Below are 26,470 nucleotides of genomic sequence, written 5' to 3'. Positions count from 1 at the left end.
CTCCTGCTTGCTTGCTGATATACGAAACATATATGATTCGTATATTCCATATGAGGTGAGCCATGGGGCTGGTAAAGATTTCTGAACACATGCACGCCAATCTGCGCTCGGCCAGCGTGGCCTTGAGCCGTTCCATCAACGCCCAGGCTGAGCACTGGATGCGCATCGGCATGCTTGCCGAGCTTCATCCGACACTCAACTACAGCGAAATCTGTCAGATGCTGATTCGTGCCGAAGATGCGGGCGGTACCGTGCTGACTGCTCAGGCATCCGATATCTCGTCGGTTGTGCGGGTGGCCTCATGAGTCGCGGTATCACGCTCAAGACCGAACAGGATCTGGTCCAGTTGCGCATTGCGGGCCGGATGGCAGCAGAAGTATTGGCCATGATTGCGCCGCATGTGAAGGCCGGTGTCAGCACTGAAGCCCTTGATGACATCTGCAACGAATACATCGTGAAAGAGCTGAAAGTCATCCCGGCGAACGTGGGTTATCACGGCTTCACCAAGACCACCTGCATTTCCCCCAATGCCGTGGTCTGCCATGGCATTCCTTCGCCGACGGACATTCTCAAGGACGGCGATATCGTCAATATCGATGTGGCGGTCATCAAGGATGGCTGGTATGGCGACACCAGTCGCATGTACCTAGTGGGTGACGTCAGTCCGCTGGCCAAACGGCTGGTCGAGACCACTTATGAAGCCACATGTGCCGGTATCCATGCCGTACGTCCGGGGGCCACGCTGGGTGATATCGGCCACGCTATCCAGACGGTTGCACACCGCGAAGGCTTTAGTGTCGTGCGCGAGTATTGCGGGCATGGCATCGGTCGCACTTACCACGAAGAGCCGCAGGTTCTGCACTACGGCACTGCTGGCAAGGGCCTCAAGCTCAAGCCGGGAATGGTGTTTACCATCGAGCCGATGATCAACGCCGGCAGGCCGGAAACCAAGGCCCTGGCCGATGGCTGGACGGTGCTGACACGTGACCTGTCATTGTCCGCCCAGTGGGAGCATATGGTTGCCGTGACCCAGACGGGGTTCGAGCTGTTGACACCCTGGCCTGATGGCACGGGCGAATACGCCCCGATCTGAGCGCATTGATGAAGCCGGCCCTTGAGGGGCCGGTTTCATTTTCAGAAAGGCTCAGATATTTGCAGTGCACTTCTTCCAATGCACCTGCGTCACACCAAAGCCCTGCGCCTGCAAGATCGCCGTGCGTATGGGGCCTGCGGATACATTGTCACTGACAGTTCCGACTCCGGCATGCAGCGTGGCGATATGAAGGGCGTCGCTTTGACTCAGAAGCAGGGCTTGATGCAGAAAGTGGCGAGCTTCGCCCTTGAACTGATAATGAATTTCAAATTCCGTTTGAGTTGTCATTCATGCCTGCCTGTTGGGCGTAAGGGCTACGCCATCTGAAAATGAGTACGTGGGAGTACAGGTAGCTGGGGCGTGCGTCATGCACGTGGCATTGCTACTTCATTTCGAGATCGATACAGGGTTGCAATTAATTCAGACGGTTCTGATCGGACTGCGGTCTCTAGCATCCTGCCCGGTAGGCTGCCCGTATTTACAGTGCTTTCGGGCAGATACTGTCGTGGGTCAAGCAGGACACGAAGAGGGAAATTACAGGGTTTTGGATCCAGGTGAACAGTTGTCCGATGAGTGGCTAAGGGCCTTATCCATATGCATGGATTACTCATGGAAAACTGATCAAACGGATGTATAAAGGTGACTCAGCTACAGGATTTGAGATTCACTGGCCCCACGAACTCGTTACCGCGGCCCATGACGCAGGCAACCCGCTGATTGCGCTGACGCTCCCACTCCTGAACCGGATAAGTCTTGTTCCAAGCCTGATAGAGCTGCTGATCCTGGCGTGACAGCCGCAAATTGTACTGCTTGCTCATGTAGAAGTAAGTGCGCGCGATCATTCCGCGGATCGAAGGGCGTGGCATGACCTTTTTTGCCTTGAAATCCACTTGCGTCAGGCAGGAACCGTATTGGCCTTTCTGCTCGGGCAGCCAGCCAAAACTGAAGTTGCTCCTGTCACCGTTGACATTCTTATCCGATCAGACCCTGCATTGACATTTGAGGCTTAGATCTAAAAAACCATATAAAACAATGGCATAGTAGATTTTTTGTTTCTGTTTACTTTGCGAATCTCTGTCAATGTTGACATTTTAAGAGGCTAAACGAGGCAAGAGCGTTTCCCGACGAACGGTATGCTTGTGCAGCGTTTTGCCGCGTGCGTATCGTGTGTAGTGACAGCCACATTCAAAGAGAATCATTGTATTTCAGTCCCTTCTTCGACCTTGGCTAGGCAGGACTTGTGACCAATCGCCCTAGTTTCCTGAGCGAATCTCCCACCTTTTTTGTCTCCTTCTGCCGCAAAACCAACCTGCCAATACAAACTTACTCGCAGTTGAGCGCTGTCTTTTGAGCACCAGGAAGCACGGAACTCCCTTGCGTTGCTAAGACCCGTTCCACGTAGCCATTTCAGAAAACTTGAAATACCAGATGCCTTTTCTAGCGTACAGCGGAGAAGCTTTTTTTCGTCGCGAGGCGTCGATTTAGAACGCTTTGATGTTACGGTGCCACTCTTTTGGCCGAGACAACAGAGACAGTACTCAATGTCCAATTTGACACCCACTAACTTCGAACTGGATCTGAAGGCCACGCCTAAGAAGAAAGCCAAGCAGCAAGGTGAGGGTGCCCAAGCTCAGCCCGTCAAAAAGCGGCCAATCTTCCTTGCGCTGCAGGGGGGTGGCGCTCGCGGTGTTGTTCACGTAGGCGCTCTTACCGCAATCAATGAGTTAAATCTTGATGTGAAAGGCGTTGCTGGAACGTCTGCTGGTTCGATCGTAGCGGCGTTGATCGCGGCAGGTTATACCGGTAACGATCTCCTCGATGCCGATCTTTCTGAACCCAAGCATCTTTTCAACAGGATGCCTCCGGGCACAAGGGCCAAGAAACCTACCGACCTGTTCTCTGGAATTGGGTGGGGCTGGCTGCAATTGATCAGGTGGTTGCCCACAGCGCAACGTCTTAAGCTGATTTATCTCAGCGGAGCTGGTCTGGTTTTTGGATACGCATACCTCAGTTATTTGGCTATTGCCTACAGCGTTTGGCTGGGGCTGCCTCTGAATTTGGTAATGGCGATATTGTTGGGGTTGCTGGTCAAAAAAATCTCCGATGGCCTTACAACCCTTGATCATGTGCGAGATTTCGTGAATGCCGCCATGATGCACAAGCTCGGCTGGGCCCTTCCGTCGAACGGAGAGCCTCCTCGGGACGTAACTTTTTCGGATTTGAAAAAGGCGAAGAAGATTCCGCTCAAGATCATAGCGACCAATACGTCAGCTGAGAGCGTCGAGGTTTTCAGCGTACAGACTACCCCGGATGTGGCGGTGGCTGACGCAGTCGCCGCATCTATCTGCCTGCCCGTAATTTTCAAGCCTTGGAAAATCTCTTTTCAAAGAGCTGGTAAAAAGAAGACTGTCACTCACCATTTTTTGGATGGCGGGTTCGTCTCTAATCTTCCAGCTTGGCCATTTGACGAAGAGCGGCTTATTAGCCCTGAGATTCCCACTATCGCCTTAAGCATTGTGACCTCTAACGCTGAGTCCAAACACTGGTCTTCATCCATCATCAACACAATAGTGAACGGCACCGCAGAGATAGATACCCGTGCGGTGGGCCGCCTTGCCAAGATCCCACTCAAAACAAGCTGGGGCATGCTCGATTTCGATAAAGATTTTAACTCTGTCTATCTCGCAGCATTACAGGCGAAACAGGTCACTTTGGCTCAGCTATCCACTGAGTTGGTGGATGCGCCAAAGGCGCTCAGGTCTGCAGCGCAGGCAATTCTCCTGGACATACTGAAGTTAATGGAGAGTTTTAAAGGCATCCTCCATCACGAAGATTCTCTGACAGGGAAAGTGCGGGTCGCAATTCTCGCTAAACGCGACCACACGCCCAGGCTGCTCTCTTTGGTGTCAACCGCTGGTTACCAGCGCGACGCAGGTTTCGGCAGCGTTATCACTGCGAGCCATCCAGGTGGCGTTGCCTGGAAAGAAGGAGCTGTGCGTATCTCGAAAGTCGACCCTTCTGAAAGGATCTTCAGGGCCAACTCGCTAAGTGCTCAGTGGGTTATCTGTGTTCCATTGCGCCCTGCAAACATCGTGTCGGGAGCAGCCGCCAAGCCTTGTGTGATTATGATTGAGCTCGACTTTTTGATCTTTGATCACAACTCAACGCTTCGAGAGCATTTGAAGGATTTGAGCGCTTGCGTCGGAGATATCGTCAATGACTACAATCGTGGTGATGGCATTGCTGATTTCGTACAAGGGACAAACTCATGCTTATAGCTATTGATTATGGTAATGGCGATGTCGAGGAGTTTGATTCGGCCAGTCGCCAGTCTGACAACCTGAAACCGGTCGGGCATGCGCAGCGGGTCAAGAAGGTATCCTCAATCATTGGGGCGGCCATGAAGCGGCGAGCGTTTTTTAAGGGATTGACTGCCCTCAGATCCGATGAGCTCCTGAATTCAGAGCACTCCTACCATCAGGAGTACAAAGAGCATCTCCGCGATCTGGCGGCCATTCCCTATGACGGTTACCACACTGATTACTCTCGATGGGCTCTGGAATACGGTAACCAGCAGCATGACGAAGAGTTGAGCAGCTCCGACCTTTCTTCGTCGGGATCCTTAGGTTCTCTAGGCTCTTCCTCAGACATTGACCTTTCGAAATATTTGGCTGACACGTCTGCATACTTATCTGGGACGTCTACTAGTCCTTCTCTCGACGCTAAAAAAGCTCCAGGTGGCAGCAGCGAGCTCCTTGGCTTGCCTTTCATCAAGGAGCCGGATCAGGCTGACGCTGTAGACCGTATTGATGAGGCGGGTGGGGTTGATGCGAATGACCGGGACGGCTCTCGCCAAACCGAGTCGCCGCGCGCAAAGCCACATCGCGGTGACAAGTCGTTCGACAAATAACTGCCTGCCATACGCTAAGAATGCTGGTAGCTGCCAAACTTAGGCTCACCCCCGGTAAGTCAAGGTCGTAACCGCCGTAAACATTGGTCGTAAGCGTGTGGTTCAAAGTCCATTTTTTTTCGGGCTGAATGGACGCCCACCAGCCCCGTATCCCCCACCAGTGACCATGCGATTCCTATATCAGTTCCAACCCAATACACGTGTCCCGACTGCTGGCTGGTGGCCATCCTTTACGTATATGCTCCGACCACTGCATTACTACCAATCCCATGTTTTCGGGAATGGTGTCGGCCTTTGCAAGGCTGCAACGGATGCGACATTGCCGCATTAACCTGCCGAGGCGAACCACTTCTCCTACGGTTATAGGAGGGTGCTACGACATGGAGATTGCATGAGCTTTTTTTCGGACGAAGAAATCGATTCACTCAAGATCACTCGGATGATCCTGCACGTGGTGGGTACCAAACCTACAGTGATGTTTTTCTCGATGAATTTCAGGACTGCACGGACGAGCAGTACACGCTGGTAAGCAAGATTTTTGGTGGTACGGCGCGTCGGATCACTGCGGTCGGGGATGTGAAACAGAAAATCATGGGCTGGGCCGGCGCGCTCGACGGCGTATTCGGAAAGTTTAAAGCGGATTTTGCAGCCAGCCATCTCAACATCTACCGCAATTTTCGCTCGCAACCTCAGCTTCTCAGGCTGCAGAACGACCTCATCAAAGTGCTCGATCCCGGTTCTGAAATGCCCACAGAGCTGTTGGGCGGTGAGGGCGGCGAGATCCTGCTTCAGTCTTTCAATGACTGCACTGACGAGGCCTTCAGTCTTGCCGATCAGATCAACACCTGGATCAACGTCGAGGGTGTGGCGCCCTCTGACATTGCGGTGTTGGTCAGGAGTTATCCTGAGGCCTACACCGTCCGGTTGACCTCCGCGCTTGATGGGCTTGGTATCGCCTATCGAAACGAAAACCAGATGCAGGACATCACCACCGAGCCCATTGCCTTGGTCATCGTGGACTTCCTGCTGTGCCTCTATGGTTCGCGGGAACCGAAAGCCTGGACACGGTTGTTGAGGCGGATCATTCCAGCCGATGACGACGACCACGGGGGATCCGTACGAAACGATTGGAACAGGTTTATCAAGGAAGCACGCAAGACTGCGGCTGAGGATCTCGCCGCAAAGAACTACGCGCGGAGGTGGACGCTGCTGAAAGAGTTTCTGTCCATGGTGGGTGTGAGCCTATTGACGGGCCTTTCCCATGATTACGAATCGCGTGATCGCTTGAAGGAGATCATCCGGGATCTCAAGAAACATATTGATGCTGCATTAGACCAAGAGCCTGACCTGCTCAAAACCCTTGCCCAGCTGTCTGATGACCAGTCAATCCGCATCCTGACCGTTCACAAGAGCAAGGGTCTTGAGTTTGATTCGGTCATATTGCTAGGTCTGGAGAAAGAGGCCTATTGGGGCAATGATACCCATGAAGTTCGATGCACGTTCTTCGTGGGTATTTCCCGCGCCAAGAGGCGTCTTGTGGTCACAACGGCTAAAACAAGAGAAAAACTGGCCGACATAAGCAGTTGGAAAACCGTGCGTAAGTCACATGAAGAGTTTCTTGGCTACGTTGAGAAATGGCAAGCACCTTCGGGGTGACCACGAAGTGCCCACGAGGGTTGGAGCCCCCTCCCAGTTCTAAAGTCTTCAAGTGAAAAATATGACCCTTTGCGAGAGCCCACACTGGATCAGAAACTCATCTCCTACAAGTTGAGGATGATAGCTCGGGTGCCCCGGAAAGCCGGCAGGGTGTCCTGCGACCGCTCGACCTTTGAGGCCTGGAATGTCGAGCAAGGTGCCGAGCGTTGTTAGCAGTGTGAAATCCAAGACTTCATAAGTGGGCAACGTAAGCCAGGCATGTAGATTGATATGTCCGAGTGGCTGCTTGTTCCTAATCAACCGTTTCAGTTCCGCTACCTCCGTGTGAAAGATGGGCCCTTTTCCGTCTTCCTGTACATATCCCAACGTGTAGAACAAAGGAACGCCAAGCAGTTCTTGGAGAGGCTCCTGCAGGCTACTTGTGACCTGGAAGCACTTCTGGGAGAAGTCCTCATAGCCCCAGCCGTCTAGCTCAGAGATCCAACACTTTTGGATCAGGGGCATCACATCTTCGGTCAGTAGTCGTCCTGGCAGACTTGTAAAAGCTGGTGGGTTCAGCTTCCATTTCTTCGTGCGAAGTAAACTGGCATTAAATTCCTGCTCGTAGTCAGTTGCTTGGGTGGCTTTTTGCCGAAATAATTTGGAGAGAAATGTCACGTATAATCCTTTGTGGCGCTTGCAATTGCCGATGGTCATATAGTCTGTAACTGATCGGTGTTCGATTGGTTCGTACTGCGTTTCCTGCTTCCGCCGGTGGCATGGTCTTTGATCTTCAGTAGATCTATCTAGAGCCGAAGCTCGATCCGTGTAACTGACACCGACAGAGGCAGATTCCATAGCCCCAAACGAACAAGAAGGAAGATGTTTTGGCCGGACGGTTCCCCCTCTGTTTGAGCTAGCTAAGGGATGATCGGATCGTCAACGATATACTTGTAATGGTGCAGGATTGATCTTGCCGTCTCCTCTAAAGGGGCGTGGACGCTAAACGTTTTACTGTATCGTCCGTTGAGGGTGCCTGCTTCTGCGTCGATTAACACGCACTGACCCGGGTGCTTTTCGGTATAGCCCGACCACTTCATTTTCTGGCTGTGCGTCAACCCGCCAAATGGGCCAAGGAAAACAACTGCGGTAAAAGCTATGCGGTTGTTACGAGCGCTCGTTAGCACCGAGTCTGCTAGCTCACTCACTTTCACTCGGTGATTTTTCATTACCTCCCTAAAAAGGATTAACTTACGTAGATCGCCGACTACGACAGCGATCGCTTCCTTCTGCCAAACTCTCCATCCGAGAGCGTCTGCAGTCAGATCGTCTTTCGAATGCGTGGATTCGACAAATTTCTCGCCCAGAGAGGTGATACCGTCGTTGTTTAAGAAGCCGAGGCGCCGAAAGACTTCCACCGAAAGACCGCCAATGACTCCGAGCTTTTTAGGGTTGTACACGGTGGCCTGATTGAGAACATCGAATCCATCGTCATGGACAATTTCCGAATGCCTGGCAACGTAACCTTGCTGGAGCAGCAAGAGTTCCTTAGAGCTTAGTTGCTTTAGCGCAATGATGAAGTGTCGTCTGTACTCAGTGTCGAGGTTCCGCAAGGTTATAGCTGCGGTGAGGCGAGCGTAGGCTTCGGTTTTTCGACTATCACTGTCATCCATGCAGGTCTGCAGTAAATCCCCGAAGTCGATGTCCAGACTGTCATCCCATGGATTCACCTTCTGCAGATCCACTTCGCCGAGCTCTGAAAGAAGCGCTAAGCAGTATCGTTTAACCCTCGCTTCCTTGCGGGAGTCAACGAGGATTTTGAAGGCCTCATATGCACCTACGAATTTGTCTGCACCTACGAGTGGCGCGAGCTTTGGGATTGCTGCTTTAAGAGCTGCCTTGTCTCTGTCTGTCAAAAGTTTCATTGCGATTTCCGTGAGGGCTGCTTTCGAAGGCAGCGTATTCCGCCTGGCACATTTCATGGCAACGCTTGTGCCCGATCTTTCTGCATCGACCGCTGAAGAAGCAAGAGAGAGGATACCGATAGAGCAGCTGTCATCTGATTTAATACCGAATGAGTACTCAAGGTTTTGCGTCAACACCGCACACATTTCCTTTGGTGATGCCATCCCGCACCATTTGGATCGCTGAAGTTGTTGGAGACGTACCAGCGCTCTGTACAGACTTTCAGAAGCTCCAGCGTAAAGCGGCTGGGGAAGTCACCTCCCAAGCCCCAGCATTATGGGGTCAAGGACGCATCAGATTTTTCAGCGGGGACTATCGCGCAATTTTCGACCCCGATGTTCAGCTCATCTCCGATTTCCAAGCCCGTTTGGGCAATAAAATCAGGCGGCAAAGTCATGATGAGATCGCCTATCCCATCTCCAGCATCTCGGCATTCGGTAATCCAGCGTTCGCTTTCGTCTGTGGTGGTCAAGCCAGTTCATCTTGAATTCTGATTTTTCTCGCGTGCTGTAACCGCGCCTGTGTTGGCCTGTCGGACTAATCATGGTGGCGAACCGATAATTCCAGATGGCGCCGACCAAACCGCACTACCTTAGCCTTAATGGCAGCTTGCCATCCACACAATGTGCCACTATCTTGTGCTTTTTTGCAATATCACTACCACATATGGTGTTTTCTAAGCTGGCATCATCTTGGCGCATTATCGCGTGGTCATGAGTCTTCAGGCTCCGGCGATATTCTGAGCTCGCGGCGATGACACAACACGTACGGATGAAATAGAAGGACTTCTTATGCGGTTGATTAATTTCCATACCGAGCACCCGGCAACTCAGGACGTATTTCCCGGTGGCAGCCATGACAAAGTGGCTAGCGCGATTCATCGTCACTTGCTGAGTGATGCACCTTCCAAGGTCGTGGGCTTGGACGGTGAGTTTGGCTCTGGTAAGAGCTCGATTCTTTATATGTTGAAGTCAAAGCTGATGGCCGCCGATTCTGACTTCAGGGTATGGGTATTTGATTGTGAGCAGAATTATCAGGGGTCGACCAAGAGCAATTTTATCGAGCTCTTCACCGATGAGGTGCTCAAGGAAGTACCTCATGTCAGCAAGGCTGCAGAGGCCCTGAAGGCCTCTCGCGACCGAGCCCTTGGACGGTTGTTTGAGTACAGCAAACGAACAACGAGTCGAGTCAGTGCTTGGGCGTTGGCACTGGTCGCCAGCCTGTTTTTTGCTGCCACCTCATTCCGGGAGCTTTTCGCACTTTCGCGTAGTTCTCATGCCGCCATCACAGGGACGTCGCCGGAAGCCGTCGTGCTCACCAACACACTGCAAGACCCCTTTTGGTGGCTTGTAGCTGTGCATCTCGTTTCATTTTTCAGCCCAGTGCTAATCCTTATCGCCGCTAAACTCTGGCACAGGAAGGTGCAGGTTGGTGCTCAGAAGTGGAGCCTTCTAAGCTTGTTCAAAGGCTCCAGCGACGACCATATTGAGGAGAAGATCGAGGTAGGCAAGGAGGTAACGCCTCTTGATCTTAAGAAAACGCTTCTCGAACAGCTAAGTGTGGTTGAGGACAAGCGTTTTGTGATCATCCTGGACAACCTTGATCGCTTGCCAAAAGAGAGCCTTCGATCGGTGTGGAGTGACCTAGAGATCTTTATCGAGGCTGCTACCAAGGCTGTGAATCTGACCGTCATAGTTCCGTTCTGCTCAAGCAAAGTGGCTGAGTATCTGAAGGCCGACGGAGATCGACGTTACGATGCCAGGGATTTCATAGCGAAAAAATTCCCAGTGGTATTCCGGTCGCCACCTGTCATTACCTCAGGCTGGAAAGATGGCTTTCGTCAGTTGTGGAAACACACCTTTCCGGAAATCGGCGGGGAGGTAATAGAGCAGAGCGCGCAGTTGCTGCAGCGCCACAGTCCCATGGCCAACAATCTGGTCACTCCACGGCTGCAAAAAAAATTCATCAACGACATCGCAACAACGGCCTTGGTGGTAGGAGAGGAAATCAGCCTGCTCGCTGTCGCCAGTCATCTTCTGCTCTGTAAGTACGCCGAGCTCTCGTTGGTGGAGATTCTTCGTACTGATGGGTTCTCGGCGGTGTATGTGAAAGAAATTGGGGAGGAGCAAGCTGGGCTGGTCAAGGACACTAAGGTCTTGCTGGGTAGTACCCTGGGCGATTCCATGGAGACCGGTTGGCAGATTCAGTTCCTGCAGATTCATTATCTGACCTCAGGTGATATCGCGATAGCCGAGCTATTGGACACGCCATTGGTAGAAGCGTTTGCCAACGAGGATCATGAGGCTCTAGGCAGACTCACATCATTGTTCGGTTTCTCCGATGCTGTGAAGCGGCTCCTTTCCCAGGGGCCGGTGCTTGCGTCTCTGCTACCAACCATTGTCAAGGCACATCAAACACGTGAAGGCGATTGGATTGGGACTGTCTTAGGACTGCTCAACACCTCGCAGCTAAAATTATTCGGAGAGTCGCAGACGGGCTCTGAAGAGTTCTATGACGCAGTAGTCTATTGCAAAGGTCATGGATTGAATGGGCAGTTGCTGGCTACCCATGGCGCTCAGTTGAAAACCAACTTCATGAAAATTCTTGGTTCTGCTTTCGACCAAGAGCAACTGCCGCCGGCCTGGAATCTCCTGCGGGAGTACGACAATTATCTCCAAGCTCAAGGTTTTGGGTTTGAAGAGATCGTTGTGACGCGGTCTGAGTATGTGATGCACCTGCTACCTGATATCGCCCATTTGAAAGTGATAAAAGCCAATGGCTTCACACTCGCGAGCGCGCGCCTGCCAGATGCGCAATTGCAGTTGGTTAGCTGTGCTGACCATCAGATCGGCGTAACTGTTTTGCCGACAGAATGTGTCGTACCAGCGCTCGAATGGTTATACGGGGAGCGTAAATTGGGTGCAGGCATCACAGGAGGAATCTCGGCGGGGGACGCGGCCCTCTTGGCGAAATTTACAGGTGCTGCCGGCGAAGTGGAAAACGCGGTGCTGGGATTGGGATTGGCCACGAACGTTGATCCGGTTGTAGGTGCTGCGGTTACCACGTTGCTGGCAAACAACGCCAGTCCGCTAATCAAGGCGGTGGCTGCGGTTACGTTTATCCGCCAGTCTGACGCCGATTCGCTCGCCCAGCTGGATGATTTGGATAATGTGTTCGAATCTTCAGTCTTCCGGGCTTTGGCGAACGCATCGCTCACCACAGGTGCTTTGTTCCAATTGGTTGCCGACCCCCAAGTGGGAGAGTCAATTGCCGGCTATTTGGCTTACCTCATTCAGGGGCGACGTATTGGTACGCTGAACTGTGATTGGGTAACTACAAAGTTCAGCGTGCTTGCTCAGGCGCTTGCGGGGGTTGGCTTAGCCGAGGCTGATATCGCGGCTTGGCTCACTGCCTGGGATGTTCATATTGAAAAGGCTTGTAGGGACGCTCTTAAGGCGGATGTCCAACTGATCAATGTCATCATGGCGTCGGATGAGAAAGTGTTGCCCAGCACTCGGCAGGGGCTTCTCAATCAGCTCACGAGCAATGAGCTTGCTCGTGATGAATGGGTACAGATGATCTTGGCCGGAGCGAAACAGCATCAGGCAATCCTGAATGGGATAGTGAACATAGGGGTTTCGATACCGACGATTCCGGCTGTCGGCGATGCCTTGATTGACGTGCTCACTTCCCTGGCGAACGGTACTGTCATCTCACCGTGGGGAGCAGCCCAGTACACCATGATGGATTCGCTGTTAAAGCTGCTTGATGCCCAGCAACGTGATGTCATTGGGATTCGCTTGAGGTCGATGCTCTTTGCCGAATCAGTTGAGCCCGATGATTTCGCCATCCCGTTGTCGAAATATGGTCATCTCATTCCGGATGCTCAGCCGTCCAATCCGCAAGAGGTGCAACGGATCGTACTGTTCCTTGCCTACCTCAGCCGGAATGCCGAAAGCCTTCCAGCCTTGGCCAAATTCTTTGATGCGAAGGCCGAGCAGATCGCAGCCTTCAGATATTCAACTGAGCTCAGGAATACGATGGGGGAGGCCGTTGCCAAGCTTTCGGAAATCACCCCGACCCTGTACAAAAATTTTGCTCAAACCAAGGGCTTCAAGCGCCTGATCCAGTCGCTAAAAGGGGCCGCGCGTGATCCGGAACCCGAGCAAGATAAGTAATGGGCTGTTCCAGATCCGGGCCTGATGAAGAGTGCTGGCAATAGCGGCGCAAATGCCAGTTATTGGAAGGAGGCTGTCACGACTTGGCTGCCTCAATCCAACGCTGGTAACTCTGCTCAGCCTGAACCGGATTCTCAAGCTTCGGTTTTGAACGCAAAGCGAAGGTCTTTTCAGCCAAGGTCTCCAGCCGCTCTGCTGTTTTCGGCAGCCAGCCATTATTGATGGCCCAGAGCTTGATATTCTCTGCAGGTTCTTGGTGGTTATGTGCACGCAAGATTCTGAGGATGCGCTTTGCATGATCCTCATCGGAGCCGTTTAGGACGGCGGTGCCCCGATTGATCACCGAGGTCAGGGACTTCATTGCTTGCTCAACGATGGGATCAGCAATCAGCTTTGCGACTGGCTTGCCGGACTTGGCACCATTTCCTAACACTTTGGGTGACCACGTTTTTACCCAATTTTCGATTGCATCTGGAGTCCAAGGAACAGCCAGAATGGCCACCAGACCCTGCAGCGAATCGACTTTATCCATCATGGACTGGTTGGCGAATACGGCAATCAGCACGGATGGTTTAGTGACCCACTGCAACGTCTTGATGGTTTCGCAACGCATCTGAGCGCCGCTGGGCAGCGTCACCGGCTTGTCTTTGACCAATGCATTGTGGATGGTCGCGCCTAGAGCTTGATGGAGAGAACCAGAGGTGAGTGATGGTTTGGCTGGTACAAGGAAAATGACATCCGGCGTTCCGGACGCCTCACAAAGACGATCTGCAAGGCCGACTGCGCTCAGGATGTGAGTATGAGTTAGGCTGGTATCGGGTAGGAGTATGCGCTGTACGATGGACATTCATTCATCCTTGAAAATGGGGGTCGTAAACTCCTTCCAATTCAGTCTTTCGGAAATTGCTCCCAAGATTCAACCGAGGCGGAAGGGCACTGACTCTCCAGGTGTGTGGTTGGCTTGAAGTTCCTAGAGCGGATAGGCACCACAGGCGTGTCGCTCTATCAGCATCCTGAGGAGATAGTTAGTCGATGGAGGTCAAATTATTTGGCCTCCATACAAGTCATTTGCGGCGATTGAATGCGAGCACCACCCCTGCATCTGGGGCTTCATGCTCAACAGTGACCGGGCTGGTATTGGTCTTGAGCTTGGCCAAGTGTACTACTTCAGCATTGCCACTGAGGTAACGGTTGGGCAAGCCTGTCAACATCTCGATATCCGTTGCTGCCAGGCCGATGTAGGCAGCGACTCCGTTCACAGGTAAGACCCCCGAAGAGGCCAGCAGCTCGACAGTGCGTCTAAGAAGACGAGGTTGCTCAGGTGTGCGACCTTCATCTCCAGGTTCTGCCTTAACGCCCCAGCGAGCCGAGCGACGCTTAAAAAGCAGGCCCTTTGCATCGTCATCAATGACCTGTAATGCCCAAAGACGCATGACCATTGCAGCCACAGAAACGCCCCAGCGTTGCTTGAGTAGCAAGAGACTGTCCAGGGTGACTGGGCTCCGGACTTCAGCAGCGAACGTCTCTGCGGGGAGCAGGAAGGCTCCAGCGAAACGGTGGGCCTGGTCTTCCATCATTTTGTGACGAACCGGGTCAGTCGACCGCTCGATTCCTTTATGTAGAATCAAGTGGCCGAGCTCGTGAGCCAAGTCGAAACGACTGCGAAAGCCGTTTTGCTTGTCAGCGGAAAGCAGCACCAGCGGGCGGTTCAAAACCTCACTCCACGCAGACAGTCCCTCGATGGTCGCAACGCCCGTTTCTTCGCGCACTAAGATAACGCCGGCACCTTCGACCGCCATTGCCAAGTCAGGTATCGCACGTCGACCTAGGCCCCAAAGCTCACGACACTCATCGGCAGCTTCTTCGATATCAGCATTGGTGATCTGTTCTGGATCTGTGAACGTGCGCTTCGGCAGATTCACTTCAGGGAAGTCTACGAACTCAGCCAGGGCTAACGCGATGTCTTGAGCCCATTCGAGACGTGCTTCGAGCATCGTACGGGCGCTGGCATGCGCCGAGGCATTGCTTCGGAACAGAGGGAGAGAGCACTTTCCGGGCATGGGCCGTGTGAACCACTCTGGAGCCACATTGATGACTTGAGAAAGGTTGGCCAATGCTTCGGCCTCAGGGGATTGCTGGCCGCTTTTCCACTTGCTTATCGTGGCAGGGGATACCCCCACCATGCTTGCCAGTGCGACTTGAGAAAGGCCACGAGCCGCGAGCGCTTGTACTAGCCGCCCCGGCTCGAACCCTGTGATTCCGCGACTCATGATTCTGTATTTTGTCCTATTTCGAATAGACCTGTTTCGAGCAAACCTGTTTTGAGCTTCGGCTTCGCATTGTCCACCTGCTCTGGTTCTGCATCGTAGCGAGCGAGGAACTTACTCAACGACTCTCGGAAAAGCCAACCTTTCATTTCCGCATCCGGCACCGCGATGTGAATTTCCAAAGGTGCTTCGGGCTGATTGGTCAGGGAGCCGCTAAAGCACGACACGAAAAAGAACGTGCCGGAGGTGATAGGTTCCGGAGCAAACAGCGATGGCTGAACCAGCTGAGTCATGGCCAGGTTGGCCTCCGCGAGCTGACGACGGGTGGCGCCGCGCTTGACGTTGTTCCACAGGGTGGAAGACATATTCACCCGACCAAACTTGAAGATGCCGGCATGGCCCAGGACGACGCCATTGCCTTTAAGGTGGGTGTGGACTGCGTCGGCGGCAAGCAGCATCTGCTCGAAAGACTCGTTCATCCGAAAAGCCCGCATCTGCCCAAGCGCATTCTTCCGATGATTTTTGTCCATGTCCTTTGTGTCCAAATAGGCACGGAGCGCACCTGCTTCAAAGGCATCCTCGGCACCCATCACAATGTTTCGAGGGACGTGATGGATCAATAACTCGGGAATGGTGGGCTGGCGGGTTTTGGTCATGTAGAGGTTCTCGGATTTCGGATGGCGAGATTATAGCCATGAAAAATTTCGTGTAAACGTGGTTTTTGTAGGTTTCTAGATTGTTGAGGCCCTCTCTACCTCCTTAGCGCACGACCTTCACCATAGTGTAAACGTCCGCGCAATACACCTTGCTTAAACTAGGAGGGAAGATGGAGGAATCCAGGCTGGTTAACGTCGGAGAAAAATCACAGAATTCAAATTGACATACGTTTCGAGCTTTTTGCGCGTCAGATCGATCTGAATGGCATATTCGGTTAACCAGCGTTGCGGCTTACGATTCTCCTCATTGAAGAACGACAAAATGAGGCCATTGCTGTGACTGAATACAAAATCGCTTTGCTGGGTTTCGGCGGCGTTAATCGAGCACTTGCGCAGTTGGTTGCTGAAAAAAAAGATGCTTGGGCTGATGAGCTCGGGTTCACATTAAAAATCGTAGGTGTGAGCGATATCTTCTTGGGTTCCGTGATCGACAAGCACGGCCTTGACCCGCACACATTGGTCGCAGTGCCAGCAGAAAAAGGTGCATTCGCCTCCTTGGAAAATGGGAATGCGGAACCTGCCAACGGAAACGTCATTTGTCACTCAGGAGCGGACATCGTAGCTGAAGCTACGTTCACCAACCCTATCGACGGCGAGCCAGCAACGTCGTTCTGCCGCGCCGCCCTGCAAAAAGGTATCAGCGTGGTTACCACCAACAAGGGCCCGGTAGCGCTGCATGCGGCGAGCCTAAAGAAGCTTGCTACGACCACTGGCTCGTCGTTCGAATTCGAAGGGGCAGTAATGAGCGGCACGCCCGTAATCCGTATGGCGCAAGAAACTTTGGCGGGTTCGGAAATCACCGGTTTCAAAGGTATTTTGAACGGTACCTCAAACTTTATTCTGAGCAGCATGCAAGCGGGTCTGGACTTCGGCGACGCATTGGCTAAAGCGCAAGCATTGGGCTATGCCGAAGCCGATCCTACAGCTGACGTCGAGGGGCACGATGTGCGGCTCAAAGTAGTGATCCTAGCCAACGAGTTGCTAGGCGCCAAGCTCACACCGAACGATGTCTCTTGTGAAGGCATTTCCAAGATCACGGCTGCGGATATTCAGAGCGCCGCGAAGATCGATGCTCGGTGGAAGCTGATTGGCAGTGCCAAGCGCAGTGCGTGTGGCGCAGTGACCGCTTCGGTGAGCCCTCAGCTCCTGACTAATACTGACGCTTTGGCAGGTGTTACTGGTGCCACTAACGCCGTCACTTTTGAGACCAACCTTCTTGGCCCTGTGACGGTAGTAGGCGCAGGAGCTGGTCGAATTGAGACCGCCTACGCGTTGATTTCGGACATCGTCAGCATTCACAAGAAAAAAACCAAACAGGCCAACTGACATGAACAGCTTGACTCTGACATTGCCTAAGACCGTTGAGGGAATCACCGTCTTCAACCCGTTCGACAATACCGTGATTGGCGAGGTTTCGAAGATTCCAGCAGAGGCTGCCCATGCGGTGATCAACGCTGCCCTACAAGGAGCCGTCATCGCTCGTGAACTCTCCCGAGCTGAGCGCTCGCGTATTTTGGAGCAGGCTGCAAATCTTGTAGAAAAAGACAAGGACGATTTCGCAAAGCTTATTTCTGACGAATCGGGCAAAACCATTCGCCAAGCACGCAAAGAAGTTCTCCGCTGTGTCAACACGCTCAAGCTGTCCTCTGAGGAGGCGAAGCGCAATGCTGGTGAAGTGATCCCATTTGATTCCTATGCTGGATCGGAGACGCGCCAAGGTTGGTTCACTCGTGAGCCTTTGGGTGTAATCCTGGCTATCACGCCTTACAACGACCCGTTGAATCTGGTTGCACATAAGCTTGGCCCGGCCATCGCCGGGGGTAACTCGGTAGTGCTAAAGCCTTCCGAGCTGACTCCCCTCTCGGCGATTAAGTTGGTTAGCTACTTGAGCAAGGCGGGTTTGCCACCAGGTGTTGTATCGGTAGTGACCGGTGACGCTGAACTGGGCAAAGCCTTGGTTGCCCATCGTGCTGTGCGCATGATTTCGTTCACCGGCGGTTTTGCTACAGGGGAGCAGATAACAAAGACTGCCGGCCTCAAGAAGATGGCTATGGATCTCGGTGGCAATGCACCTGTGATTGTCATGGGAGATTGTGACCTTGCCGCCGCTGTTGATTCTTGCGTCTCTGGTGCGTTCTGGGCGGCAGGGCAGAACTGCATTGGTACTCAGCGAATCCTCATCGACACCAAGATCTATCAGGTATTCAAAGAGCGCTTTATTGCGAAGTCGCGAAGCCTGATAGTCGGAAACCAAGCCGATGAGGGTACTGACGTAGGCCCGATGATCTCTGAAGCGGCTGCAAAACGTGCGGAATCGTCTGTGCAAGATGCTGTCAGCAAAGGGGCTAAGATTCTGCTCGGCAACAAACGGGAAGGCACGCTGTTTTACCCGACCGTGCTTGAGGACGTGAACTCCAAATGCAAGATTTGGCAAGAGGAGGTTTTTAGTCCCATCGTGATCTTGCAGGAGATCAACACTCTGGAAGACGCTCTGGGTCTCGCTAATACGCCAGAGTACAGCCTGCATGCCGGTATTTTCACAAGCAACCTGAACACGGCGATGAAGGCTGCCAAACTACTTGAGGCTGGGGGTGTGATGATCAACGACTCGTCAGATTACAGGTTTGATGCAATGCCGTTTGGTGGCTTCAAATATGGAAGCATGGGGCGTGAAGGAGTTCGATTCGCCTATGAAGACATGACTCAGCCCAAAGTTGTCTGCCTCAATGGCCCGAGTTACTAGGCTTGATACTTATCAGGATTGGCCGCAATTATAGGCGTTGGTGAGTTTTTTTTGGAGTACATATGCAGTACGTAAGCACACGTGGTTCTGCAGAGACATCCAGTTTTCGGAGCGTCGTGTTGTCCGGAATTGCATCGGATGGCGGCCTGTATGTACCTCAGAGCCTACCCCACTTCGCTAGCGATGTGATCGCGAGCTGGTCGTGGCTTCCCTTCGACTCACTCGCTTACCAAGTCATATCCCCTTTTGTCGGGGACGAGATCGACAGCTCAACCTTGAAGGTAATGCTTCAGGAGTGTTATGGCCAGTTTGACCATAGAGCCGTAGCCCCTCTCCAGCAGATTGGCCAAAATGAATGGCTATTGCAGCTTCACCATGGGCCAACCCAAGCGTCCAAGGATTTTGCTGCCCAGCTCCAGTCGAGGCTTGTCGAGCATCTTCTGACGCCATCTGAAAAGGCTATCCTCATTGGGGCTACCAATGGAGATACAGGGCTCGCAGCTATCGAGGCCTTCAAAGACCAGCCCAATGTAAAGGTGGTGGCATTATATCCGCGTGACGGAGTACCACCTGATCGCCTGGCCAGCCTGATGGCATCAATCTCTAACCAAGTGCAGTTGATTGAAGTTGATGGAAGCTTTGATGACTGCCAAACCCTTGTTTCTAAAGTGCTGAGGAATTGGCCTGTTAGGGACGTGATACCTGTCAGCTTCAACTCCACGAACTGGATCGGCGTCCTAGCTCAAATCGTATTCTTCTTCCACAGCGCTTTGCAGTTAGGGGGCAGCGTTCGGCCTCTGGGGTTCAGTATCCCTGGAGCAAGCTTTGCAGAGATCTACGCTTGCTATATCGCACAGAGGATGGGGTTGCCCATCAACCAAGTTATCGTGTCTACCAATACCAATAATGCTTTACATCGTTTTATAAACCAGAACAGTTATTCGAAAGGCGAACTAAGTCTTTCCCTTTCACCCTCGATGGATTTTTCGCTGTTCTCGAATCTGGAACGGTTAATCTGGGAGCTCTATAACCATGATGGCGCGACTGTGGAGCATCTCATGGATGCTTTCGAGGATTCCGGGAAGCTGAGCATTGGTAACACACAATGGTTGCAGGCGCGGATGCTGTTCGATTCTTACGCTGTTGATGATGAACACGTGAGAGAGGAGCTGCTCTCTATTTTTAGAGAGGCTGGGACGGCGGTTGATCCTCAGACCGCTACAGGTTCGCTGGCGGCACGGCTGTATCGCCGTAGTCTAGGAAGTCCTATGGTCACATTGGCACAGCTGGCCCCAAGCAAATCATCCCGTCTCCTTTCAGATTTGAAGATATGGCATGCAGATGTGCCCATTGCGCCCGATCCAAGCGTCAATCCTACTGTATTAAGCAAAGGTGATATTAATGGGCTCTCTCTGCTCCTTCATGGCGTGTAGGATTAATGTATGAAACGCCTTCTCGATCCCCAAGATGAGCGAATTTTGGCCGCGCTCACTGCGAACGCAAAGATCTCCCATGCTGAGCTGGGATTGAAGGTTCACCTTTCTCGCAATGCGGTTCGTCAGCGTATTGAGCGCATGGAGCGTGATGGGGCCATCAAAGGCTATACAATCGTTACAGGTGAGGGTCGGAATTCATCTCCTCCCATTACAGCCATCATCTTCGTCTATCGACATGACCGGATGCGAGGTGATGACGTGGTTAAAGGAATCAGTACGATTCCGGAGGTGACCATGTGTGAAGTCATGAGCGGTGAATTCGACTTGATGGTTAGGATTGAGGCTGTTCACGCAGAGCGTGTCCATCTGGTCTGGAAAATGATCGCTGCAATGCCAGGTGTTGAAAACACCGTCACGACGTTCGTTTTGAGTCAATTGCTGTAGAAGATAGGCAGCTTCCCCTGACTATTGCTGCTTCGCTCAGGGCCAGGCTCATGATGGGTTTTTAAGCCGCGCTAAGCCTAGCTTGATGTGCTCGTCCTTGAAGCCCCTCGAACGTTATCCCCGACTTCAGCGCTGCCCTGGACTTCGACATGAAGGGTTAGTTCTATAGCCGCAGATTGTCAGTCTCTCCTTTGCGGTACCTGCTTAGCATCATTCTTCCCCGGCGGCGCAGCAGGCAACCTATTCAAGTTCTCACTAATACTGTCCTGTGTTGTTGCCGATCTCGTGACCTGATCGTAAGCGCCCAGCCAATGCCCCTTGCCTAGTCTAGATATGCCGTAATCGTCCGGCGAACTCACCTACCCGATCCCAGCCATAAGGGCGATGGTGTCCACCTAAAAAATACGTGGACACCATCACCCTTCTTGTCAGGATTTCCATGCGCCAAAGAACCTCTTACCCCAAGCCCTTTAAAGCCCAAGTCGTCCAGGAATGCCTACAACCGGGCGTATCAATGGCCAGCGTTGCCCTGCGTCACGGCATCAACGCTAACCTGGTTCGAAAATGGATTCCTGCGTATCGCAATTGCCAGCCACCGACGCCGCCCGCTTTTGTTCCAGTGAAACTCGCGCCCACAGCCCAGCCAGATCAGCCAATACCTATCAGCCTCGAGATTCCTTTCGGCCAGCAAATACTCACCGTGAAATGGCCATCTTCAGACCCAGATGGTTGCGCCCGCTTTATCCGTGGGCTTGCCCAGTGATCCGCATCGACGCCATCTGGCTCGCCACTGAGCCTATGGACATGCGCGCCGGTACGGAAACAGCATTAGCCAGAGTGATTGCGGTATTTGGTGCGGCGAAGCCGCACTGCGCTTATCTCTTTGCCAATCGACGGGCCAACCGAATGAAAGTCCTGGTGCACGACGGTGTCGGCATCTGGCTTGCTGCGCGGCGATTGAACCAAGGCAAGTTTCACTGGCCTGGCATCCATCGTGGCCTGGAAGTACAACTCGACAGCGAGCAACTCCAGGCGCTGGTGCTGGGCTTGCCTTGGCAGCGAGTCGGCGCGGGAGGCACCATCACAGTGCTATAACACCTTCTATTAGCCCATCGGTTTATCGCCGCTGATCGCCTGCTCTGGCACAATCAGCGGCATGACTTCCTCGCCCAGCCTCGACCAGATGACACCAGAACAGCTACGCGCCTTGGCCGAGCAGGCCTTGCAGTTGCTGTCCCAGGTCGACTCGATGGGCCAGAAGATCCAACGCCTCGAAACGGTCAATGAGCAGCTTGCCCATGAGATCGCGATCCTCAAACGCCACAAGTTCGCCAAGCGCAGTGAGCAACTGAGCCCTGACCAAGGCAGCCTCCTCGACGACCTGCTCGACACCGACCTTGCAGCAATCGAAGCCGAGCTGAAGGCGGCCAATCCGCCAACTGCACCGGCCGAGCCTCGTGAGAAACCCAGACGTGCGCAGCTGCCTGCGCAGTTTCCACGCACAGTGATCCGCCACGAGCCGGAAAACACTCAGTGCGCTTGCGGTTGCCAACTTCAGCGCATCGGCGAGGACATCAGCGAAAAGCTGGATTACACACCGGGCGTGTTCACGGTAGAGCAGCATGTGCGTGGAAAGTGGGCCTGCCGCCAGTGCGAAACGCTGATCCAGGCACCGGTGCCGGCCCAGGTAATCGACAAGGGCATACCTACTGCAGGCCTGCTCGCTCACGTGATGGTGGCGAAGTTCGCCGACCACTTACCGCTATACCGTCAGGAGAAAATCTTCGGCCGCGCCGGTTTGGCAATTGCGCGCTCAACGCTAGCCCAATGGGTCGGGCAAACTGGCGTGCAGCTTCAGCCTTTGGTTGATGCGCTGCGAGAAGCAGTACTGGCGCAGCGAGTTGTCCATGCCGACGAGACGCCGGTGCAGATGCTCGCACCCGGCGAAAAGAAAACTCACCGCGCTTATGTATGGGCTTACTGCACCACGCCATTTTCGGCGCTTAAAGCGGTGGTCTACGACTTCAGCCCAAGTCGCGCGGGTGAACATGCCCGCAACTTCCTCGGCTCCTGGAACGGCAAACTGGTGTGCGACGACTTCGCAGGCTACAAGGCCAGCTTCGAGCTGGGCATCACCGAAATCGGCTGTATGGCTCACGCCCGCCGCAAGTTCTTCGATCTGCACGTGGCGAATAAAAGTCAGTTGGCCGAACAGGCACTGCACTCGATTGGCGGTTTGTACGAGGTTGAGCGGCAAGCCAAGGAAATGGGCGATGAAGATCGCAAGCGATTACGTCAGGAAAAAGCGACGCCCATCGCTGAGAAGTTGCACGAATGGATGCTGGCTCAGCGCGAGCTTGTGCCCGAAGGATCGGCTACGGCCAAAGCTTTGGACTACAGCTTGAAACGCTGGGTAGCGCTGACGCGCTACCTGGACGATGGGGCTGTGCCCATCGACAACAATCCTGTCGAGAACACGATAAGACCATGGGCCTTGGGGCGATCTAACTGGTTGTTCGCAGGATCGCTGCGCAGTGGTAAGCGGGCTGCGGCGATCATGAGCTTGATCCAGTCGGCGCGCATGAACGGGCATGATCCGTATGCGTATCTCAAGGATGTGCTGAGCCGGTTGCCGACGCACAAGGCCAGTGAGATTGACCAACTTTTGCCGCATCAGTGGATGCCGGGCTGACTTGCGCAAGGCGTGTTCCCCGTACGCTTACGATCGCGTCCGCTTAAAAATACGCGGACACCATCGCCCTTAAAGCTGGAGTTCGGTAGATGACTTGGCCGGACGGTTACGTCCAGGAGCCCCACCATGTCCGTTTTCGCAAGCCGAAGGGAGCCGACGGCAATGGCTGCGGCAAACTCCAGGGCTGCGTCACCGAAGTCCTTATCCCAACGGGAAAACACCTTCACCAGCAGCTCTTTCATCACCTTGCTGAGCTCGGGACTGGATGAGTAGTCCAGCTCTGCGGGGTGGCATGCCCTGAGCATGCATGCTTGCAAGATCGCTTCGTTGAACCTCAGGAAGCACTCCGGAGCCAGTACGACCGACTCATAACCGTTGGGGCATAGGCGTCGTTCGTGGTCTTTGTGCTCGCGAGCATTTTGGAGCACCGCAGACATGGTGAGGTGCACCATGCTAGGTTCGACTTCGGCATAGCGGCCAGCGATATCGGTTTTGTCTCCAAAAAAAAGGAAGCCTTCCGATAGGCGCAGCGGATTGCCACGTGGTGAAAGCAAAAAGCCGTTAAACGCCGTAGAGGCTGCCTTTCCTGCCAACCCAAGGGCGGGCAGGATGTTGGAGGTATTTGGCAGGTGTCCAAGCCCCAATTCATCGACGCTTAGTTCCGAATTTTGCTCATAGGTCGTGATCAAACGATGCCACGAGTTGTCATTGGAGTCTTCCCCGAGAGGTAGCTTAATCCAGTTGGCAAAACCGTACTCTCTGGGCGTCGAGTTACGTACTAGGAACATCCGCAACTGACTCCAGGACTCGTTCGTCTGCGGAATGCCGATTGGCGAGAGGAAGTGCCTTGGTATGTCCGCTTTGATGTACGAGCGCAGGTCGCGACTGATCTCTCGGAGCACCCCACCATCCCTTGCGACGGTGGAAACGATCACGACACCAGTCGCGTCCTTGCAGTTGTTTTCTTCTAGCTGATGGTAAGGAATCACGGTGATCGATGAACCGTCCGCCAGGCGAGTGCGCAGGCGATCCACGACGATTCCCGCCAGAGCCTCGGAAGCCTGATCGTCGGCATGGATAACGTGGCTGACGGTCAGAGGGAACGACCAATCAATTTCTGCGTTCAGCCACTTCCGAAACTCTTCGTGCTCCAGCACCTTAGCGACATCAAGCTGCAGCAGCTTTGTCTTTGCCGCGATCGGGGTGTTAAAGGGGTATATCGAGAAACCAAAGTACTCATGGAACTCAGGCAGGGCGTTCGGGGCATGGGGCCGCCCGATAATGACCGGTCTTGGAGGTTTGGCTTTGGATGAGAAGTTCTCGCCGATGATCTCGATTAGAGTACCGTCGCTAACTTTCAGATCGGGGAAAGCAACGCCCATGCTGTCGAGCGCGACCATCACCTCGCCAGCTCGTCCATTGGATGTTATGTCGACGATGGTGGTGATTCGATGTGGATCCCACACGGTACTCGCCATCTTCCCTGCCATGCTTCCGGAGGTGGAAGCGGAGATAATGCAGAAATAGGGGTCAGGTGGCGGGTTGATTTTCTCCAACTCGTCATAGGAGTGGAAGCTGATGATCTCCGCGTCGGAGCGGCACAGGGCTAGGGCGCACTTGACGTAGGCATAGATGCCCATTGTATCGATGTACACCTTGCTGCTGCCTTGCAGCGCCTGTCCGTGGCATAGAGCGATCAGGTAAGCGACGACGTGCAGTTCTGCTTCACCAGAGGCGATTTCTCTTGCCTGGATGAATACCTTGTTCCGTCTCTGGGAAGGATGCTTGAACACGTGCCCGGAGGGTGCTTGGTGGATGGCATTATTTTTTTCGATGAGGCTGTGTACGCCACAGCTCAGAAGGAGCTTCAGATCCGCGTTGTAAGGGCCAGTTTGCTGGCCAAGGGCGTGGTGTTGGAACTTAGCTCCATTCCACTCCACAAAGGTGTACTGCTTTACGAAATCGAAGCCTGCTTTCATCCCGCGCTTGAGCATGGCTTGCAGATGCGTATTGGTCGGATCCCAGGCTGTTTTGAAAACCTTGTATTGCTCCATTGAGCCCACGATGTATACACAGTCTGGAAGATTGGCATCACTTTTCAAAGCGGTCTCTACATCCGCATACACATTACCTTCGGTGAGGTGGCAGCGCTTGTAGCAGAGCACAAGGGCCTCAATGGTGCCATGCAACGGGCAGTGTTTTAGGTGCCGCCAGGAGTAGAACCGTTGCATCAATGAGCCCTCAGCGGTACGAGGATAGAGATAACCGCACCTTGTACGGGTGAGAGGCTGTTTTTAGTCCAGTGTTGGAAGTCGAAGAGGTCACGATTTTCGCAAGGCTCAAATGCGTTGAACATCGAAAGTCTTCCCGTGCGGATTCTCATCAGTCCGCCTATTTGTCTCAGCTGCCGTAACACGGACGGCAGCCCCTCTCCTGCTGCTGATTGGGACTTTGAAGTCGATTTGTGCCGTAGGCACTGGATGAGTGCCAATCGTTCCTCTTCGAGAGACATGTCCTGTACGAGCTGCCCGGTATAGCGGCTGACCAAACCAGGCCCCGAGTCAAAAAAACTGACCTCAAATGCCCTGAGGCTCTTCATGCCGGTGTCAGTCCGACCGGCTTCTCCACTCCAGTAGCTCTCAAGCATGGGGTGTCCTGAGAAGTCTTCGGAGTGGAGCGAGTCGTAAAACCGTGTCCATCCCATCATCAGGCCTTCGACATGGGAGAGATAAGGTTTGCCGGTGTGGTCTTTTACTGCATGGTCTTGAGTATTTTGGATGAGCTCCGCTGAGAACAATGCCAGTGCATCGATCAACGGTTCAGACAGCGCATACCTGCTCTGTTGCATAGTGCGGTCAACCAGCTTGCGCATAACCGGGGCCATGTCGTCTTTCTCTTTGGCCTTGCCTCGCGAAGAGAACAGCGGCTTCAGGTACTGGATTTTGGAGCCACCAACGCACATGAGATCGACGCATCGCCCCTTGACCAGCTCGTCCAAGTCTTGGGCATCCATCGCTTGCATTCTTTTAGTCGCAAAGGTCAGGACATCTCGGCGATCAATTTCCCTGCTACCAATCCGTATTCCCCTGGACAGCCGGACACCCGCAATCCCTGGTGAGTAATCACAAACGGCCTGCTGCGCATCTATTTCTTGTGCGTTCGGATGAAAATCCAAGTAACCATTTTCAAGCTGCTGGCGCGCGAGTGTAACGACCATCTGCAGTCGGGATGCATCATGCATCGGGCTGTGTCGAGCACCGAGGGTGTCTATAGGGAAGCGAAATATCGTCTCGCTATCGGAGGACTCAATCTGGGAAATGATTTCCTCAATCTCAACCAGGCTCCGGCACTTCCCCACGTGGTTAACAGTTGCCAAGCGATCACCTCAGAG

Annotated in this window: 22 protein-coding genes and 1 pseudogene; 13 read left to right on the top strand and 10 right to left on the bottom strand. The window is 53.4% G+C overall.

All coding sequences use genetic code 11. The annotated features are described in order from the left end of the window. Nucleotides 1–62 precede the first annotated feature (62 nt). Both KGD89_RS14600 and map read left to right on the top strand, forming a co-directional pair. On the top strand, nucleotides 63–305 hold the full coding sequence (locus tag KGD89_RS14600; protein ID WP_025260507.1) for a ParD-like family protein: 243 nt from the start codon (nucleotides 63–65) through the stop codon (nucleotides 303–305). After that, nucleotides 302–1,093: a type I methionyl aminopeptidase gene (map, locus tag KGD89_RS14595; RefSeq protein ID WP_025260506.1), complete on the top strand. Its 792-nt coding sequence runs from the start codon at nucleotides 302–304 to the stop codon at nucleotides 1,091–1,093. The genes KGD89_RS14600 and map overlap by 4 nt, the downstream gene beginning before the upstream one ends. Nucleotides 1,094–1,144: 51 nt before the next feature. Here map and KGD89_RS14590 read toward each other — a convergent pair whose 3' ends face one another. Both KGD89_RS14590 and KGD89_RS14585 read right to left on the bottom strand, forming a co-directional pair. After that, entirely contained in the window at nucleotides 1,145–1,381 is a 237-nt protein-coding gene (locus KGD89_RS14590; protein ID WP_025260505.1) for a DUF6555 family protein, read from the bottom strand. A 356-nt stretch (nucleotides 1,382–1,737) separates the two neighbouring features. Then, a pseudogene (locus KGD89_RS14585) lies at nucleotides 1,738–2,061 on the bottom strand (endonuclease); the annotation flags it as partial. A gap of 573 nt (nucleotides 2,062–2,634) precedes the next feature. On the opposite strand from KGD89_RS14585, the gene KGD89_RS14580 reads away from it, so the two are divergent. The 3 genes from KGD89_RS14580 (at nucleotide 2,635) to KGD89_RS14570 (ending at nucleotide 6,659) form a co-directional block, all read left to right on the top strand. Next, nucleotides 2,635–4,371 carry a patatin-like phospholipase family protein gene (locus KGD89_RS14580; RefSeq protein ID WP_025260503.1) on the top strand — a complete coding sequence of 579 codons (1,737 nt, stop codon included), beginning with the start codon at nucleotides 2,635–2,637 and terminating at the stop codon, nucleotides 4,369–4,371. Then, on the top strand, nucleotides 4,362–5,003 hold the full coding sequence (locus KGD89_RS14575; RefSeq protein WP_025260502.1) for a hypothetical protein: 642 nt from the start codon (nucleotides 4,362–4,364) through the stop codon (nucleotides 5,001–5,003). The genes KGD89_RS14580 and KGD89_RS14575 overlap by 10 nt, the downstream gene beginning before the upstream one ends. Nucleotides 5,004–5,390: 387 nt before the next feature. Further along, complete coding sequence (locus tag KGD89_RS14570) at nucleotides 5,391–6,659, top strand: 3'-5' exonuclease (RefSeq protein WP_025260501.1); 1,269 nt, start codon at nucleotides 5,391–5,393, stop codon at nucleotides 6,657–6,659. A 48-nt stretch (nucleotides 6,660–6,707) separates the two neighbouring features. Here KGD89_RS14570 and KGD89_RS14565 read toward each other — a convergent pair whose 3' ends face one another. The 3 genes from KGD89_RS14565 to KGD89_RS14555 form a co-directional block, all read right to left on the bottom strand. Beyond that, a complete protein-coding gene (locus tag KGD89_RS14565) occupies nucleotides 6,708–7,316 on the bottom strand; it encodes a hypothetical protein (RefSeq protein WP_025260500.1) in 609 nt (202 codons plus the stop codon). Nucleotides 7,317–7,558: 242 nt separating this feature from the next. After that, nucleotides 7,559–8,767 carry a hypothetical protein gene (locus KGD89_RS14560; protein ID WP_143008703.1) on the bottom strand — a complete coding sequence of 403 codons (1,209 nt, stop codon included), beginning with the start codon at nucleotides 8,765–8,767 and terminating at the stop codon, nucleotides 7,559–7,561. A 110-nt stretch (nucleotides 8,768–8,877) separates the two neighbouring features. After that, nucleotides 8,878–9,075, bottom strand: coding sequence for an AbrB/MazE/SpoVT family DNA-binding domain-containing protein (locus KGD89_RS14555; RefSeq protein ID WP_025260498.1), 198 nt, complete (start codon nucleotides 9,073–9,075; stop codon nucleotides 8,878–8,880). 319 nt (nucleotides 9,076–9,394) lie between these two features. Between KGD89_RS14555 and KGD89_RS14550 the strand changes: the two genes are divergently transcribed. Further along, entirely contained in the window at nucleotides 9,395–12,781 is a 3,387-nt protein-coding gene (locus tag KGD89_RS14550) for a P-loop NTPase fold protein (RefSeq protein WP_025260497.1), read from the top strand. A 76-nt stretch (nucleotides 12,782–12,857) separates the two neighbouring features. On the opposite strand, the gene KGD89_RS14545 is transcribed toward KGD89_RS14550, so the two are convergent. From KGD89_RS14545 to KGD89_RS14535, 3 genes are all read right to left on the bottom strand, one after another. Then, on the bottom strand, nucleotides 12,858–13,628 hold the full coding sequence (locus KGD89_RS14545; RefSeq protein ID WP_025260496.1) for a hypothetical protein: 771 nt from the start codon (nucleotides 13,626–13,628) through the stop codon (nucleotides 12,858–12,860). A gap of 217 nt (nucleotides 13,629–13,845) precedes the next feature. Then, nucleotides 13,846–15,051 carry an XRE family transcriptional regulator gene (locus tag KGD89_RS14540; protein ID WP_025260495.1) on the bottom strand — a complete coding sequence of 402 codons (1,206 nt, stop codon included), beginning with the start codon at nucleotides 15,049–15,051 and terminating at the stop codon, nucleotides 13,846–13,848. Beyond that, nucleotides 15,048–15,704, bottom strand: coding sequence for a hypothetical protein (locus KGD89_RS14535; RefSeq protein WP_025260494.1), 657 nt, complete (start codon nucleotides 15,702–15,704; stop codon nucleotides 15,048–15,050). The genes KGD89_RS14540 and KGD89_RS14535 overlap by 4 nt, the downstream gene beginning before the upstream one ends. 336 nt (nucleotides 15,705–16,040) lie before the next feature. On the opposite strand from KGD89_RS14535, the gene KGD89_RS14530 reads away from it, so the two are divergent. The 7 genes from KGD89_RS14530 to tnpC all read left to right on the top strand — a co-directional run bounded on the left by KGD89_RS14530 (nucleotide 16,041) and on the right by tnpC (nucleotide 23,079). Next, nucleotides 16,041–17,090 (top strand): homoserine dehydrogenase, encoded by a 1,050-nt coding sequence (locus KGD89_RS14530; RefSeq protein WP_025260493.1) that lies wholly within the window; start codon nucleotides 16,041–16,043, stop codon nucleotides 17,088–17,090. Nucleotide 17,091: 1 nt separating this feature from the next. Continuing rightward, complete coding sequence (locus KGD89_RS14525; RefSeq protein WP_025260492.1) at nucleotides 17,092–18,507, top strand: aldehyde dehydrogenase family protein; 1,416 nt, start codon at nucleotides 17,092–17,094, stop codon at nucleotides 18,505–18,507. A gap of 62 nt (nucleotides 18,508–18,569) precedes the next feature. Further along, the gene (locus KGD89_RS14520; RefSeq protein WP_025260491.1) at nucleotides 18,570–19,940 is read left to right on the top strand and encodes a pyridoxal-phosphate dependent enzyme; all 1,371 of its coding nucleotides are present in this window, start codon (nucleotides 18,570–18,572) and stop codon (nucleotides 19,938–19,940) included. 9 nt (nucleotides 19,941–19,949) lie between these two features. Next, nucleotides 19,950–20,387, top strand: coding sequence for an Lrp/AsnC family transcriptional regulator (locus tag KGD89_RS14515; RefSeq protein WP_025260490.1), 438 nt, complete (start codon nucleotides 19,950–19,952; stop codon nucleotides 20,385–20,387). A gap of 439 nt (nucleotides 20,388–20,826) precedes the next feature. Continuing rightward, nucleotides 20,827–21,150 (top strand): IS66-like element accessory protein TnpA, encoded by a 324-nt coding sequence (gene tnpA / locus KGD89_RS14510; RefSeq protein WP_081741908.1) that lies wholly within the window; start codon nucleotides 20,827–20,829, stop codon nucleotides 21,148–21,150. Next, complete coding sequence (gene tnpB, locus KGD89_RS26015) at nucleotides 21,093–21,482, top strand: IS66 family insertion sequence element accessory protein TnpB (protein ID WP_244165752.1); 390 nt, start codon at nucleotides 21,093–21,095, stop codon at nucleotides 21,480–21,482. Before tnpA ends, tnpB begins: the two co-directional genes overlap by 58 nt. 61 nt (nucleotides 21,483–21,543) lie before the next feature. Further along, nucleotides 21,544–23,079 (top strand): IS66 family transposase, encoded by a 1,536-nt coding sequence (gene tnpC, locus KGD89_RS14500; RefSeq protein ID WP_025258071.1) that lies wholly within the window; start codon nucleotides 21,544–21,546, stop codon nucleotides 23,077–23,079. Here tnpC and KGD89_RS14495 read toward each other — a convergent pair. Both KGD89_RS14495 and KGD89_RS14490 read right to left on the bottom strand, forming a co-directional pair. Beyond that, nucleotides 23,061–25,310: a hypothetical protein gene (locus KGD89_RS14495; protein WP_025260489.1), complete on the bottom strand. Its 2,250-nt coding sequence runs from the start codon at nucleotides 25,308–25,310 to the stop codon at nucleotides 23,061–23,063. The two genes, tnpC and KGD89_RS14495, sit on opposite strands and share 19 nt — an antisense overlap. After that, a complete protein-coding gene (locus KGD89_RS14490) occupies nucleotides 25,310–26,455 on the bottom strand; it encodes a hypothetical protein (RefSeq protein ID WP_025260488.1) in 1,146 nt (381 codons plus the stop codon). The genes KGD89_RS14495 and KGD89_RS14490 overlap by 1 nt, the downstream gene beginning before the upstream one ends. Nucleotides 26,456–26,470 lie beyond the last annotated feature (15 nt).

It is taken from the genome of Pseudomonas cichorii, from assembly GCF_018343775.1.
GTDB lineage: Bacteria > Pseudomonadota > Gammaproteobacteria > Pseudomonadales > Pseudomonadaceae > Aquipseudomonas > Aquipseudomonas cichorii.
The sequence above is the reverse complement of the archived record's forward strand: the minus strand, read 5'-3'. Positions and strand labels throughout refer to the sequence as shown.

What these genes read in the sequence shown, in the direction of transcription:
- KGD89_RS14600 (WP_025260507.1), top strand. Translation starts at nt 63, where the DNA reads ATGGGGCTGGTAAAGATTTCTGAACACATGCACGCCAATCTGCGCTCG.
- map (WP_025260506.1), top strand. Translation starts at nt 302, where the DNA reads ATGAGTCGCGGTATCACGCTCAAGACCGAACAGGATCTGGTCCAGTTG.
- KGD89_RS14590 (WP_025260505.1), bottom strand. Translation starts at nt 1,381, where the DNA reads ATGACAACTCAAACGGAATTTGAAATTCATTATCAGTTCAAGGGCGAA.
- KGD89_RS14580 (WP_025260503.1), top strand. Translation starts at nt 2,635, where the DNA reads ATGTCCAATTTGACACCCACTAACTTCGAACTGGATCTGAAGGCCACG.
- KGD89_RS14575 (WP_025260502.1), top strand. Translation starts at nt 4,362, where the DNA reads ATGCTTATAGCTATTGATTATGGTAATGGCGATGTCGAGGAGTTTGAT.
- KGD89_RS14560 (WP_143008703.1), bottom strand. Translation starts at nt 8,767, where the DNA reads ATGGCATCACCAAAGGAAATGTGTGCGGTGTTGACGCAAAACCTTGAG.
- KGD89_RS14550 (WP_025260497.1), top strand. Translation starts at nt 9,395, where the DNA reads ATGCGGTTGATTAATTTCCATACCGAGCACCCGGCAACTCAGGACGTA.
- KGD89_RS14545 (WP_025260496.1), bottom strand. Translation starts at nt 13,628, where the DNA reads ATGTCCATCGTACAGCGCATACTCCTACCCGATACCAGCCTAACTCAT.
- KGD89_RS14540 (WP_025260495.1), bottom strand. Translation starts at nt 15,051, where the DNA reads ATGAGTCGCGGAATCACAGGGTTCGAGCCGGGGCGGCTAGTACAAGCG.
- KGD89_RS14535 (WP_025260494.1), bottom strand. Translation starts at nt 15,704, where the DNA reads ATGACCAAAACCCGCCAGCCCACCATTCCCGAGTTATTGATCCATCAC.
- KGD89_RS14525 (WP_025260492.1), top strand. Translation starts at nt 17,092, where the DNA reads ATGAACAGCTTGACTCTGACATTGCCTAAGACCGTTGAGGGAATCACC.
- KGD89_RS14520 (WP_025260491.1), top strand. Translation starts at nt 18,570, where the DNA reads ATGCAGTACGTAAGCACACGTGGTTCTGCAGAGACATCCAGTTTTCGG.
- KGD89_RS14515 (WP_025260490.1), top strand. Translation starts at nt 19,950, where the DNA reads ATGAAACGCCTTCTCGATCCCCAAGATGAGCGAATTTTGGCCGCGCTC.
- tnpA (WP_081741908.1), top strand. Translation starts at nt 20,827, where the DNA reads ATGCGCCAAAGAACCTCTTACCCCAAGCCCTTTAAAGCCCAAGTCGTC.
- tnpB (WP_244165752.1), top strand. Translation starts at nt 21,093, where the DNA reads ATGGCCATCTTCAGACCCAGATGGTTGCGCCCGCTTTATCCGTGGGCT.
- tnpC (WP_025258071.1), top strand. Translation starts at nt 21,544, where the DNA reads ATGACTTCCTCGCCCAGCCTCGACCAGATGACACCAGAACAGCTACGC.
- KGD89_RS14495 (WP_025260489.1), bottom strand. Translation starts at nt 25,310, where the DNA reads ATGCAACGGTTCTACTCCTGGCGGCACCTAAAACACTGCCCGTTGCAT.